A 12,875-nucleotide genomic window follows, 5' to 3' on the forward strand; every position below is an offset into this window, starting at 1 on the left:
CGATGCTCTGACCTGCCGGAACAGGGTTTCGCGGACTGAGTCGACATCGGTCCGGACTGAGACGCAACAAGACCGGACAACGGCCCGGTATGCGTGTCAGTATCTGGATATGGACGCATCAGTGGCGATCGTCGGAGCCGGAATCGGGGGCCTCACCCTGGCCCTGTCCCTGCAGGCGCGCGGCGTCCCGGTGACCGTGTACGAGCGGGCGGACGAGCTCCGCGAGGTCGGCGCCGCCGTGGCGTTGTCCGCGAACGGGCTGCGCCCGATGGACGAGCTGGGGCTGCTCGGTGAGCTGGAGGCCGTCGCGACCGAGCCGACGGAGCTCATCCACCGCCGGTGGCGCACGAACGAGCGGGTGACCGCGTTCCCCGTCGGGATCGACGGCTCCTACCGTGCCCGGTTCGGCGCCCCCTACCTGGGGATCCACCGCGCGGAGTTCCAGCGCGTGCTCTCCGCGGCCTGCCCGCCGGGGATGATCCGGCTGGGCTGCGAGGTCGTCTCCGCGACCGCGGACGGCACGCTGACCCTGGCGTCGGGCGAGACCGTGCAGGCCTCGGTCGTCGTCGGTGCCGACGGCGTGCACTCCCGGCTGCGCTCGGTCGTCGACCCGGCCGCGGCACCGGTCTACACCGGGACCTCGGGGTTCCGCGGAATCGCACCGGTGTCGTCGCTGCCGTCACTGCCCGACCCGCAGGCGATCCAGTTCTGGATGGGTCCGGATGCGCACCTGCTGCACTACGCCATCGGCGCGCACGGCGAGGACGTCAACTTCCTCGCCGTCGTCGAGGGGCCGGACGAGTGGACCGCCGGCGCCGGACCGGCCCAGGTCGCGCCAAACACGCTGGAGCGCGCGTTCGCCGACTGGGCGCCCGCGGTGCGCGAGATGGTGACCGCGGTGCCGCAGTCGGCGCAGTGGCCGCTCTACACGCTGCCGCCGCTGGCGCGCTGGTCGCACGAGCGCGTCGTACTGCTCGGGGACGCGGTGCACACGATGCTGCCGCACCACGGCCAGGGCGCGAACCAATCGATCGAGGACGCGGTGGTGCTGGCCGACGTCCTCGCCGAGCCGGGCGTGCTCACCGGCGGTCACGCCGAGGCGTTCGCCCGCTACGAGAGCCTGCGCCGCTGCCGGACCCGTCAGGTGCAGCGCAGCTCGCTGGTCACCTCCGACCTGCTGCACCTGCCCGACGGCACCGACGCCGACGCCCGGGACGCCAAGCTCACCGGCCTGGACCCGTGGCTGGCGTGGATCCACGGGACCGACGCGCGGGCGGAGACGCGGCCGGAGGCGCTGCCTGCCTGAAGCACTGCCGGAGTCGCGGTGCCCCGTGCGCCGGTCGCCGGTCTGTCGCGGTGCCGGGTGTCGCGATGCCGGGTGTCGCGATGCCGGGCCGACCGGCCGTGGTGTGCCACTCCGGAACTACGGCAGCAAGTGAAGTAGTTCCGGAACACCTCACCCGGTGAGACGTTTCCCGTGCCGCCCACGCCCCGGCGCCACCGTCCACACCCCGGTGTCGCCCACACCCCGGCGCCGCCTACACCCCGGTGCTGCCGTCGATCCGCTCCCGGATCAGGTCGGCGTGCCCGCAGTGCCGCGCGTACTCGGCGACCAGGTGGGTGAGCACCCAGACCTGCGAGACCGGGGTCCCGCCGAGCGAGCCGTGTGCGTCCGATCCGATCTCGGCGAGGATCCGGCGGGAGTGTGCGACCTCGGCGTCCCAGTCGGCGCGGGCCGCGGCGAATCCGGCGCCGTCGAGGTCGAAACCGCCGTCGTGGCCGGTCCCGGCCTCGCGCGCGTGCAGCGGCTCGACGTCCTCACCCGCCAAAACCTCGCGGAACCAGTGCTGCTCGACCGCGGCCAGGTGGCGCACCAGCCCGAGCAGGGTCAGCCCGGACGGGTCCACGGACGCCGTCCGCAGCTGCTCCTCGCTCAGCCCGTCGCACTTGGCGAGCAGGGTGGTCCGGTAGAAGTCGAGCCAGCCGGCGAGGGTGGCCCGCGGGTCGGCCTGCATCGGCGGCATGCCGCGCTCGGTCGTCGTCACGCCGGCGATCCTGCCGGCGGGCACCGACAGCCGATGCTTGACTCGTCGGCGTGACCACGGAGCAGCCCACCGTCGTGACCAGTAGCCGCGAGATCGCCGCCGACGCCGCGCGGATCTTCGAGCTGATCGCCGACCCCGCCCGGCAGCCGAGCTGGGACGGCAACGACAACCTCGTCGAGACCGCCGGCGACCAGCGCGTCCACGCGATCGGGGACATCTTCGCGACCACCCTGACCAACGGCGGGGTGCGGGAGAACCGCGTCGTCGAGTTCGAGGAGGGGCGCCGGATCGCGTGGAAGCCCTCCGACGTGGGAGCGGAACCCGCCGGGCACCTGTGGCGCTGGGAGCTGGAGCCCCTCGACGACGGCTGCACCCTGGTCACGCACACCTACGACTGGTCCGGGCTCACCGACGAGAAGCGGTTCCCGCGGGCCTGCTCGACCTCGCCGGAGATGCTCGCAGCGTCGCTGGAGCGCCTCGCCACGGCAGCGGAAACGAGCTGATCAGGCGTGATCTGTATCACTTGATTCGCACATCGATCACTGGAATCGTGCTCTCTTGGCGCAATGGATTCCGATGAGATCGTCGCCGTTCTCGGGGCCTGTCCCGGTACCCGGTTGATCGAGGCGAACGGTGACGTGTTCGCCATTCACGACCCCGAACACGACTACGAGCAGCGACCACGCCAGGGCTGGGCGACCGTCGTGAACTCCGACGTCAACGACACCGCGTCCGACCTCGACCGACCCGGCGTGTTCCGGCTGAACATCGGCCTGCCGAAGCAGCGGTTCGCCGAACTGTTTCCCGACGCCGGCGCCGTATTCGACCCGACCGCGCCCGACTCGTTGTTCCCGCACCCGGTCTACGGCGCCTACCACTGGGTATCGGTGATCAATCCGGACACGACGTGGCCGCAGGTCCGCACCCTGCTCGACGACGCACACGCCTTCGCCGTCCGGAAGCACGAGAACGCGAGCCGACGGCGGGCCGAGCGCGGGTGACCGGCACCATGGAGCGGTGCCGCAGCCGACCGTGACCGCCGAGGCGCTGATCGCCGCCGCGCGCCCGTGACCACCGCCCACTGGCTGCTCGACGTCGCGCGCAGCGTCGGCCCGTGGGCCCTGGTGCTCGCCGCCGTCGCGCTGGTCGCGGAGTCCGGGCTGCTCATCGGGGTCGTCCTGCCCGGGATCAGCGTCCCGGTGGGACTCGGACTGCTCGCCGGGACCGGGACGGTACCTGCGGTCGCGGCGGGTGCGACGGCGGTCGCCGCGGCTGCGGCCGGGCCGAGCCTGGGGTTCCGGCTGGCCCGGCGCGAGGGCACCGCGTTCCTGCACGACCGGCGCGTCCCGGGGATCGCGCGACGCGCGCTCGAGACGGTCGAGCACCGGCCGGCGCTCACCGTCGTCGTCGGGCAGTGGTTCGCCGTGGCGCGCACGCTGGCGCCGCGGCTCGCCGCCGACACGGGTCTGCCCTACGCGCGGTTCGCCCTGGTCAGCGTCCCGGCGGCAGCGGCGTGGGCGTTCGCGACGTTCACGCTCGGCCGCTATCTGGTGATCGGCTCGGCGACCGCGGCGCGGATCCTGTCCGCACAGCAGGTGACCGCCGGGGTCCTGCTGGCGCTGCTGGTGATCGTGCTGGTGTGGACGCTGGTGCGCGCCCTGGTCCGTCGTCGCCGGACGTAGGGTCAGATCAGGTTCGCGGCCCGGTAGATCCGCATCGCCGGACGGGTCAGCAGGCCGCACGAGTTGAGGAACTCCATCAGCCCGGCGACCGACGAGCGCAGCAGCGCCTTGCGCGCCTCGTTGGCCTTCGCCTCGCGTACCGCGCGCCGCCGATCGAGCCCGATGTTCGCGTAGACCTGCGCGTTCCACATGCTGTCGACGACGGCGAAGGCGACCAGCGCGACGTAGAGCGCGCTGAGCCGGCGGCGGATCGGCCCCGCGTCGCGCAGCGCCTCGCGCGTCTCCTCGCGGGCGAACTTCATGTGCCGGGACTCCTCGATCACGTGGATGTTCGCGACCGTGCGCAGCATCGGCAGGACGCGCTCGTCGCGCATCCAGTCCCGCTGCATGACGTCGAGGACCTCCTCGGCGACCAGCACCGCGGCGTAGGCGCCCTCACCGGTGGCGGTGGACTTGTAGAGCCGTCCGAGCGCCAGGATCCAGCGTTTCGGCAGGTAGAGCGGGGTTCCCATCGCCTCGATCATGCGGGCGAACATGTTGGAGTGCCGGCACTCGTCGGCGATCTCGGTCAGCGCCCAGCGGAAGGACGGGTCGGCGGGGTTCGCGGCGTAGAAGTCCCGCAGGATCATCTGCTGCAGGATCATCTCGAACCAGATGCCGGTCGAGGCGACCGTCGCGGTCTCGTGCCGGGTCAGCGCGACCCGCTGGTCCTCGGTCATCTCCGCCCAGTAACGCGTGCCGTAGAGGCTGCACCACTCCGGGCTCATCCCGTACTTGCCGTCCTCGAGCGGAGCGTCCCAGTCGATCTCCGTCATCGGGTCGAGGGAGAGCTCCGCGGACGAGCGCAGCAGCCGCTCGGCGGTGTCGTGCCGGTCGGCCGCACTGTCACGGGTCGAGGGGGTGACGGACATGCCCGCTCCTTCGCGACGACGCTGTTACCGCTGGTAACGCTACTTCCGGTAACCTCGCTGGGCAAGGGCCGCGACCAGGGAATCTCCAGCGACTTCCACCGAACGGCCTTGGTCGCGCCGGCACGGTGCAACGCTCCTCGGCATCAGATCGAGGGGCGGCACATGAAGCGCAGGAGCATGATCCCGCTGGTGGGTGTCCTGCTGGGTGGTCTGCTGGTGGGCGGGGCCGAGACGCTCCGCCGCGAGGCGTCCGCGGCCCCCGTCGCGCCGGCCGAGGTGGTGGCGACCGACCCCGCCGGGTCCACGGCCGCTGCGTCCCTGCGTCCCCTGGACGCCTGCACACTCACCACGACCGCGGTCCGGAACGCGCCACCCGGCGCACCGGTGGCGGGGCTCTCCGCGGAACGCTCGTCGCTCGACAACACATGCCGCCTGACGACCCGGGAGAACGTGAAGCTCCAGGTCGTGGTCGGGTCGGAGTTCGGCGATGAGGAACGTGGACGGTCGGCACAGGTCACCATCGCCGGAGTCCGCGCCTTCCGGCAGGAGCAAGTCCGGTACACCTCGTACGCCGATGGCACCGCCTGCACCATCGACGTCGCCGTCGGGTTCACCCGGTCCATCGGCGTCTCCGCCGAGAGGGACGTGCCCCACGGGCAGCCGGAGCCCGACCGCTGTGCGGTCGCCGAGGAGCTCGCGACCGGTGTCACGCACGCGGTCACCGCCACCGCGGTGCAGCCGGGTACACCGCCGGTCCGGTTCCTGCGGCCGGACGAGCCCTACCGTCGCCGGACCGGGCCCTGCGCCGACGCCCACCCGGCGGTGGGCTGCGCGCTGCCCGCCGACGTCGACGCGCCCGGATCCGTCGAGGACCTGCTGGAGTCGAAGGACGCGAGCTACCTCTGCGCCGCAGGTCTGGGGCCGGTGCGCCGCGCGTTCGGGCCCGACATGGTCGCCGCGACCCGCGGGGACTTCTGCGTCTTCAGCCACGAGCGCGGCGAGGTCGAGGTCGAGCTGTCGGCCAACCCGGCCTTCACGTACGCGGACTACGGCCATCACGGCGTCGGCACCGTCCGCGACCACGACGTCGCCGGGCACTCCGGCCAGCTGATCGAGATGCCCGGGCACGACGGCTCGATCGACCGGGACTGGTACGTGACCCCGTACCCCGACGTGGACGGTCGCACCGACACCCGCCGGGGCGTCATCGCGCTGTCCACATCGGTCCGGGCACCCCGCGGCACCGCGGCGCCGTGGCGGCGGACCACGCTGCGCGACCCGGCTCTCGGCCTGCGCGGCGAGCAGGTGCTGGCCGACATCCTCTCCGAGTACGACGGTTGACGGCCCGCCCGGCTCAGTGCGTGGCGGTCACCATCGGCCCGACCGTGACCCCCGGACCGGCCTGGATCGGGCCGGACGCGGTGAAGGTGACGGGCAGGTCGTTGAAGCTGTTCCGCGGGGTGAAGGTGATCGTGTCGGCCGGCTTCGTGTCGCCCGACTGCGGGACGTGGACATCGAACTGGACCGGCATGCCGTCGCCGAGGAAGGTGATGCGGTTCTGGACGCCGGTCGGGCTCACCTCGGCGGGCACCTGCGTCCCGTTCTCGCTGAACCGCAGGTGCGACGGCGACCCGCCGACCTGGCAGGTCGAGGTTCCCGGGTCGGCGTAGACGGTCACCGTGTAGTTCGCGACGTCGGCGGTCGACGGTCGCGGAGTGATCGTCCCGTGCTGGTGACCGGCGTTGCAGGCGCTCGGGCCGGGCTTCGCGGCCGGTGCGGCGGAGGCGATCCCGGCCGGGACGAGGGCGGCGGACGCCGCGACGGCCAGGGCGACGGCCGTCCTGCCGGCGGTGCGTACGAGTCGGGTCTGCATGAGCGGTACCTCTCTCGGTCTCACGGGCGCTCCGGCGGCGGGCCGTCGAAGTGCAGTCACGAGAGAAGACGGGCCGGGCGCCGACGGGTTCGCCCGGGATGACATTGATCTCCGTTGCGTCACCCGCCGGAGCCGGCGGCCCGGCGGGTGACGCATCGATCGGGATCTCCCACCCGCCGCGAGGCCGGCGAGCAGCGCATCCAGACCCGGACTCCGCGCCACCGGGGAAGGATCAAGCACTCCGAACCGGCGGAGAACCTCGGTGAGGGGTCCGGGTTCGCGGCAGGACGGTCTCGATCACCGTGTGCTGCAGCCATTCGAGCGGTCCGCGCCGCGCCCAACGGTGCAGGACGAGCGACGGCACAGAGGCGACGACCACAGCGATGGCGAAGGCTGCCACCGTTCGGTTCACCGGCCCGTCCGCGGTCGTGAAAAGACCGGAGGACAGCACCAGGAAGTGCGCGAAGTACCAGGTCAAGGCCATGCTGCCGAAGGCGGCCATCGGCCGCAGGGCCGGCTTCCACCGCGGCCGATCCATGAGGACGAGCAGCGTTCCCAGCAGGGTGGCGATGATGCCGCCCATCGCGACGGTCTCGGTGATGCTGAACTGCGCCGTCCCGGGTCCGGGGTGATCGAGGGCGACCAGGAGTTGCCACGGGGTCTGAGCGTCGGCCGCGGCCGGAGGCAGGTCGTCGACGGCCGCGATTGCCGCGCCCGCATCGAGCACTGATGTCGCGACGATCCCGATCGCGACAGCACCCGCGGCGACCGCGGCGCCGAGCGCCACGAGACGGCGCCGTACCCCGTCGGATCGCAGATCGAGCCTGCCCAGCGCGAGCCCCATCACCAGGAACGGCAGCACCGACAAAGTGTCCTGCGAGGTCGGCGAAGCCCCGAACACGATGTTCTGCGCCAGCGGCAACCAGTCGCCCGGATGTGCCAGCAGCGCGAACCCGCCGTGCTCGTACAGGCTCATCATCGTTTCCATGTCGGGCTCGAACCAGCCTCCCCGCGTCGCGGCGATCTTGACCACCGGCATCGTCACAGCGAGGACGGCGGCGAGCGGGAACAGGCTCCGCGCCGGGAGCAGCGTCAGCGGTACCAGGAGGACCAGCCAGAACGCATAGAAGTGCAGGATCTGGGCGTCCCAGCTGCCGAGCTCACCCAGCACCATCGCGAGCACGAACAGCACTCCGGCCCGGACCAGCACCCGCATCCTGTCGCGGTTCCCGGAGCTGCCGTGCAATCCGCCCGTGGTCAGCGCGACGGTCACCCCGGCCAGTACGAAGAACAGGTCCCGGGACCGAGTGCCCAGCAAGCTGTTGACCCAGGCGAGCTCGGGAGCCGCGGGACCGTCGAGATCTGACCACCACCCGGTGACCCTGAAGTGCATCCAGACCATGCCGAGGATCGCCAGCGCCCGTAGTACGTCGATTCCGGCCAGGCGACCGATCGGTGACGCCGGTCGGATCGGCGGTCTGGTCGTTCGGGTCTCGCTTGCGCGGTTCATCGCAGCTACCTCTCGGATCTCCACCACAGGCATGTATCGAGATCCACGCTGTCGTGCCGATGTCCGAGGGCGGTCATGTCGATGTCCCGGTCATGTCGCAACGCGTCACACCCGGCGCAGCAGTCGCCGCCGGGTTGTTGTCGACGCTTGTTGCCAACGAGGGTCGGACGGACCGGAGGCGATCGTGATCATGCCTCCGACCTGCGGCGGAAGCGGCGGGATTCGAACCCGCGGTCCTTTCGGACGCTCGCTTTCAAGGCGAGTGCAATCGGCCGCTCTGCCACGCTTCCGCCGGGGAGCCTAACCGGTGGCCCCGCGCTCAGGCCTGCGCGCGGTAGTAGCCGACGCCGCCCATCAACGTCGTCCCGTGCCCGACCAGGGTGGGTTCGGCGAACCCGGCCTCGGCGAGCAGCTCGCGCACCGGCCGCTGCGCCTGCCCGTGACCGTGGCCGTGCCCCTGTCCGTGGCCGTGGCCTCCGTGGCCGTGGCGGCGGGCGGCGGGGTCGAGCCGGTGCAGCAGCGAGAGCAGCGCGTTGACCGGCCGCATCCGCCCGCCGACGCCGGGATCGTCGTCGAGGTCGACGAGGTGCAGGCTGCCGCCCGGCGCGAGCACCCGGCGGGCCTCGCGCAGTGCCGCCACCCGGGTGTCGGCGGCGACGTGGTGCAGCATCAGTGACGACAGGACGCGGTCGAGCGCACCGTCGCCGACCGGCAGTTCCTCGGCGACGCCGACCTCGAACCGGACGTCGATCCCGGCCGCGGCCGCCTTGCGCCGCGCGATCGCCAGGGCGTCGGAGTCCGGGTCGATCCCGGTCACCGAGGCCGTCGGGACGGCCTCCTTGGCCCGCAGCACGACGTTGCCGGTGCCGCAGCCGATCTCCAGCACGCGGTCGCCGGGACCGATGCAGGCCTGGGTGAGCAGGCGCCAGTACATCGGCACCGCACCGCCGAGCCGGGCAACGGTGTCGTAGCCGGGCAGCAGCCGCGGGCTGACGAGCGCGGGCAGGTACCGCTCGGTGGTCATGGAGCCCCCTCGGACGAAGTTCGTGTACGCCGATCAGCCTTGCTGGCGTACGAGCAGCGCACCAGGCACGATCCGTGGCCGTGGTGGGACGAAGTTCGGGTGTTCGGCTGGTGCCGTTCGGGTACGCGACGGTCCCGATCGCGGTCCGGCACGTCACCGGCCCGACCGACCTGGCGCGGGTGCACGGGCCGCACGCCCACGACTTCCTGACGCTGGTGCACGTGGTGCGCGGCGGCTGCCGCTACGTCGTCGACGGCCGGACCTGGGAACTCGGCGCGGGCGACGCGTTCGTGGTGTCCCCGGGTGCCGTGGTCGACCACGCCGAGGAGACCACGTCCGCACCCGGCGAGTTCTGGGCCGTCACCTTCCCGGTGGAGGCGCTGAGCACCGCGTCCTGGCAGGACCATCCGCTGCTCGCACCGTTCCTCGGCCGGCACCGCGGCGGCGGTCAGCGGCTGACCGTGCCACCCGCCGACCGTCCCGCCTGGCGGGCCCGGCTCGTCGAGCTCGACGACGAGCTGGCCCACCGCCGCGACGGGCACGCCGAGGCCGCCCGCGCGCTGCTCACCCTGCTGCTGGTAGCGCTGGGCAGGCTCGTCGACGACGTCCCCGCAGAGTCGGGTGACGCGCTGCTCGCGGCGGTGTTCGGCGTCGTCGAGCAGCGGTACGCCGGGCCGCTGTCGCTGCGTGACGTGGCCGCGGCCGTCGGGCTCACCCCCGGGCACCTGACCACGGTCGTCCGGCAGGCGACCGGGCGGACCGTCCAGCAGTGGATCACCGAGCGGCGGCTGCGCGAGGCCCGCCGGCTGCTCGTGTCCACCGACCTGCCGGTCGCCGACGTCGGAGCCCGGGTCGGCTATCCCGACCCGGGCTACTTCGCCCGCCGCTTCCGCGCGGCGCACGGCGTCCCGCCCGCCGGCTGGCGCACCGGATCAGCGCAGGTCAGCGCACCTGTAGGTCCACCCGCACCATCCGGTGGTCCGACGCCTTGTTGAGCCGGGCCAGCGGGTCCGACGCGGCCGCCCAGAGCACAGCGGAGTCGCGCACCTGCAGCGGGAACGACGGCAGCACGTAGTCGGTGCGCAGGTTGCCGGGCACCGGCTCGGCGAAGTCGCCGGTGTCGAGCGCCGGGTCACCGCGGTGGCCGGGGGTCGCGTTCTCCGCGGCGCCGGCCGAGCGCGGCTTCGGGTCGATCACCCGCGGCGCGGTCAGGATCTGCCCCGCGGCACCGGGCACCGAGTCACCGTCGACCGGGTCGGAGTTCATGTCGCCCTCGATGACGAACCGCTCGGTGGGCGCGATCCCGCCGCGCCGACCCTTGTCGTCGACCAGGGCGTGGGCCGCGGGGCCGGGCGTGACGTAGCGCCGCCAGAACCCGATCTCGTCGGCGTTGCGGCGGCCGTTGCGGTCCTCGGGGCCGTCGAAGGTCGGCGGGGTGGGGTGCGAGGCGAGCAGGTGCACCGTCCGGCCACCGATCCCGATGGGCACGTCCCAGTGCGACTTCGACGACAGCGGCAGCTTCGCCAGCGCCTCCGGCGAGTAGTAGCCCGGCGGGATCCTGTTGCCGGGCAGGTCCTTCCACAGGAAGTGCTGGAAGGTGCGGACGTCGCCGATCGGGTACTTCGAGAGCACGAGCATCCCGTACTGGCCGGGGAAGGCGCCGAAGCCGAGCGCGTCGCCGGGGCCGTCGGTCTTCCCGTCGTGGTCGAGGTCCATCCCGCTCGGGACGCCGGTGTTGACCGGCGCGGTGAACACATACGGGTACTCGATCGGCTTGTCGCCGGTGGCGAGGTAGTTCTTGCGGAACTCCTCGGCCGCGACCGGGTCGTGGTCGAACTCGTTGATCAGCAGGACGTCCGGGTGGGCCTCCTGGATCGTGTCGGCCACCAGCCGCGCCTGGGGGTCGTCCGGGGTGGACAGATCCTTCCGCAGCTCACCGGGGGCGGCCCGGTTCAGCGAGGCGTTGAACGTCGCGAAGCGGACGTCGGTGGGTCGGGGCGGGGCGGCGGACGCCGGGACTGCACCCAGCAGCGCCGGGGCCAGTGCCGCGAGCAGGACGGCCGGGACGAGTCGGGAGCGCACCGGGGCACCCTGACAGGTGATCGTGAACTGCGGGTGACGTCGATCCGGTGGCCTCCGGGCGCGTGTGGTGGGATCGCCTCGGCCTGGGAGGGGACGACGTGCGCTTCGACGAGAATGCCGACCTGGACACGTCCGGTGTCGACGACCAGCGCGGATCCGGTGGCGGGTTCGGCGGCGGCGGGTTCGGCGGTGGAGGCTTCGGCGGCGGCGGTGTCGGTGGACGCGTCGTTGCCGGTGGCGGCGGGCTCGGCGTCGTCGGGCTGGTGATCTACCTGCTGCTCGCCAACCTCGGTGGTGGCGGGGACATCGGGCTGGGCACCGGTGGCGGCTACCCCGGCCTGTCGTCGGGCACGAACGGCTCCGGGCGGTCCTCGGACAACTCGTCGCTGCAGCAGAACTGCTCCACCGGCGCGTCGGCGAACGACTCGACCGACTGCGAGGTCGTCGCCGTCCTCAACTCGCTCGACTCCTACTGGGGCAGCCAGTTCCGGTCGGGCTACCAGCGGCCGCGCACGGTGTTCTTCTCCGACCGGGTCTCCACCCGGGGCTGCGGCAGCGCGACCTCGGCGTCCGGGCCGTTCTACTGCCCGGCCGACCGCGAGATCTACATCGACCTGGCCTTCTTCCAGGAGCTGACCCGCAAGTTCGGCACCGAGGGCGGCCCGTTCGCGCAGGCGTACGTGATCGCGCACGAGTACGGCCACCACATCCAGAACCTGCTCGGGACGAACAAGAAGGTCGGCAACGACACCGGCCCGACGTCCGGCTCGGTGCGCCTGGAGCTGCAGGCCGACTGCTACGCCGGCGTCTGGGCGAACCACGCGACCTCCACCCCGGGGCGCAGCGGCCGCCCGCTGATCACCGACATCAACGAGCAGGACGTCGACGCCGCGCTCGACACCGCGAGCAAGATCGGGGACGACTACATCCAGTCCAACCTGGGCTCCGGCCGCGTCGACGAGTCGGAGTTCTCGCACGGCTCCTCCCGGCAGCGGGAGAAGTGGTTCACCACCGGGCTGAGGACCGGGTCGCCGCAGGCCTGCGACACGTTCGGGACGAACAACCTCGGCTGAGATCAGCTGCGCCGCAGGTGGTCCAGCTGGTGATCCAGCACGGCCATCGCCTCGGTCTCGCTGGTGTCGCCGATCAGCAGCGACTCCCCCAGACCACCGGCCAGGGCGGTCAGGACCGTCGCCTCCCGGCCGGTGTCGAGGCCGTCGGGCAGCTCTCCGGCCGCGACGGCGTGGTCCAGCTCCGTCGTCACGGCGTCGTGCAACAGGTGGTTGCCGGCGCGGTAGGTCGCGCGCAGGCCGTCGTCGGCGAGAGCCCGGATGAGGAACGCGGAGCCGACGCGGGCGTCGGTGCGGGCCTCGTCGTCGAGCGGGAGCAGGGCGACGAGCAGGGCACGCACGACGGCGATCGGGCCGGCCGGGTCCGCCGCGACGACCGCGGCCCGGATCCGCTCGTCGATGCGCAGCTTCAGCTGCCCGGCGGCGAACTCCAGCAGCTCGTCGCGGGAGCCGAAGTAGTGCTGCACCCGGCCCTTCGACACCCCGGCCTCGGCCGCGACCCGGGCGAGGCTGACCGCCTCCAACCCCTCGGCCGCCGCGATCCGCCACAGCGCCCCCGCGATCTCACCGCGCCGCTGCCCGTGGTCGACCACCCGCGGCATACCCACCCCTTTTGCAATCCGATCGGCTTGCCAAGTTGCCCGCCAGCTTTTACAGTCCGATCGTATCGTCAACGCG

The 12,875-nt window shown here is 72.4% G+C and carries 14 protein-coding genes and 1 tRNA gene; 7 read left to right on the forward strand and 8 right to left on the reverse strand.

All coding sequences use genetic code 11. The features are described 5' to 3' along the window. Window positions 1-109 precede the first annotated feature (109 nt). Window positions 110-1,306 (forward strand): FAD-dependent oxidoreductase, encoded by a 1,197-nt coding sequence (locus ACLE50_RS09545; protein ID WP_410943073.1) that lies wholly within the window; start codon window positions 110-112, stop codon window positions 1,304-1,306. A gap of 232 nt (window positions 1,307-1,538) precedes the next feature. Here ACLE50_RS09545 and ACLE50_RS09550 read toward each other — a convergent pair whose 3' ends face one another. Further along, window positions 1,539-2,024 carry a DinB family protein gene (locus ACLE50_RS09550; protein WP_410943260.1) on the reverse strand — a complete coding sequence of 162 codons (486 nt, stop codon included), beginning with the start codon at window positions 2,022-2,024 and terminating at the stop codon, window positions 1,539-1,541. A 71-nt stretch (window positions 2,025-2,095) separates the two neighbouring features. Between ACLE50_RS09550 and ACLE50_RS09555 the strand changes: the two genes are divergently transcribed. The 3 genes from ACLE50_RS09555 (at window position 2,096) to ACLE50_RS09565 (ending at window position 3,727) form a co-directional block, all read left to right on the forward strand. After that, window positions 2,096-2,548, forward strand: coding sequence for an SRPBCC family protein (locus tag ACLE50_RS09555; RefSeq protein ID WP_410943074.1), 453 nt, complete (start codon window positions 2,096-2,098; stop codon window positions 2,546-2,548). 63 nt (window positions 2,549-2,611) lie between these two features. Then, window positions 2,612-3,046 (forward strand): DUF6194 family protein, encoded by a 435-nt coding sequence (locus tag ACLE50_RS09560; RefSeq protein WP_410943075.1) that lies wholly within the window; start codon window positions 2,612-2,614, stop codon window positions 3,044-3,046. 66 nt (window positions 3,047-3,112) lie between these two features. Next, window positions 3,113-3,727 carry a hypothetical protein gene (locus ACLE50_RS09565; RefSeq protein WP_410943076.1) on the forward strand — a complete coding sequence of 205 codons (615 nt, stop codon included), beginning with the start codon at window positions 3,113-3,115 and terminating at the stop codon, window positions 3,725-3,727. Window positions 3,728-3,729: 2 nt separating this feature from the next. On the opposite strand, the gene ACLE50_RS09570 is transcribed toward ACLE50_RS09565, so the two are convergent. Beyond that, on the reverse strand, window positions 3,730-4,638 hold the full coding sequence (locus ACLE50_RS09570) for an AurF N-oxygenase family protein (RefSeq protein ID WP_410943077.1): 909 nt from the start codon (window positions 4,636-4,638) through the stop codon (window positions 3,730-3,732). Between the two features lie 162 nt (window positions 4,639-4,800). On the opposite strand from ACLE50_RS09570, the gene ACLE50_RS09575 reads away from it, so the two are divergent. Then, window positions 4,801-5,979, forward strand: coding sequence for a DUF3558 domain-containing protein (locus tag ACLE50_RS09575; protein ID WP_410943078.1), 1,179 nt, complete (start codon window positions 4,801-4,803; stop codon window positions 5,977-5,979). A gap of 13 nt (window positions 5,980-5,992) precedes the next feature. On the opposite strand, the gene ACLE50_RS09580 is transcribed toward ACLE50_RS09575, so the two are convergent. The 4 genes from ACLE50_RS09580 to ACLE50_RS09595 all read right to left on the reverse strand — a co-directional run bounded on the left by ACLE50_RS09580 (window position 5,993) and on the right by ACLE50_RS09595 (window position 9,045). Next, window positions 5,993-6,511 (reverse strand): hypothetical protein, encoded by a 519-nt coding sequence (locus ACLE50_RS09580; protein WP_410943079.1) that lies wholly within the window; start codon window positions 6,509-6,511, stop codon window positions 5,993-5,995. Between the two features lie 232 nt (window positions 6,512-6,743). Then, complete coding sequence (locus ACLE50_RS09585; protein ID WP_410943080.1) at window positions 6,744-8,054, reverse strand: acyltransferase family protein; 1,311 nt, start codon at window positions 8,052-8,054, stop codon at window positions 6,744-6,746. Between the two features lie 174 nt (window positions 8,055-8,228). Next, window positions 8,229-8,311 (reverse strand) — tRNA-Ser (locus tag ACLE50_RS09590). A gap of 29 nt (window positions 8,312-8,340) precedes the next feature. Further along, the gene (locus tag ACLE50_RS09595; RefSeq protein WP_410943081.1) at window positions 8,341-9,045 is read right to left on the reverse strand and encodes a class I SAM-dependent methyltransferase; all 705 of its coding nucleotides are present in this window, start codon (window positions 9,043-9,045) and stop codon (window positions 8,341-8,343) included. A gap of 80 nt (window positions 9,046-9,125) precedes the next feature. On the opposite strand from ACLE50_RS09595, the gene ACLE50_RS09600 reads away from it, so the two are divergent. Then, window positions 9,126-10,040: a helix-turn-helix transcriptional regulator gene (locus ACLE50_RS09600; protein WP_410943082.1), complete on the forward strand. Its 915-nt coding sequence runs from the start codon at window positions 9,126-9,128 to the stop codon at window positions 10,038-10,040. On the opposite strand, the gene ACLE50_RS09605 is transcribed toward ACLE50_RS09600, so the two are convergent. After that, window positions 9,988-11,127, reverse strand: coding sequence for an endonuclease/exonuclease/phosphatase family protein (locus tag ACLE50_RS09605; protein ID WP_410943083.1), 1,140 nt, complete (start codon window positions 11,125-11,127; stop codon window positions 9,988-9,990). The genes ACLE50_RS09600 and ACLE50_RS09605 overlap by 53 nt on opposite strands. A gap of 98 nt (window positions 11,128-11,225) precedes the next feature. Here ACLE50_RS09605 and ypfJ point away from each other — a divergent pair, with 98 nt between their 5' ends. Beyond that, entirely contained in the window at window positions 11,226-12,200 is a 975-nt protein-coding gene (gene ypfJ / locus ACLE50_RS09610; RefSeq protein ID WP_410943084.1) for a KPN_02809 family neutral zinc metallopeptidase, read from the forward strand. Window positions 12,201-12,202: 2 nt separating this feature from the next. On the opposite strand, the gene ACLE50_RS09615 is transcribed toward ypfJ, so the two are convergent. Continuing rightward, a complete protein-coding gene (locus ACLE50_RS09615) occupies window positions 12,203-12,799 on the reverse strand; it encodes a TetR/AcrR family transcriptional regulator (RefSeq protein WP_410943085.1) in 597 nt (198 codons plus the stop codon). Between the last annotated feature and the right edge of the window lie 76 nt (window positions 12,800-12,875).

This window comes from Pseudonocardia phyllosphaerae, from assembly GCF_046546475.1.
Classification (GTDB): Bacteria; Actinomycetota; Actinomycetes; order Mycobacteriales; family Pseudonocardiaceae; genus Pseudonocardia; species Pseudonocardia phyllosphaerae.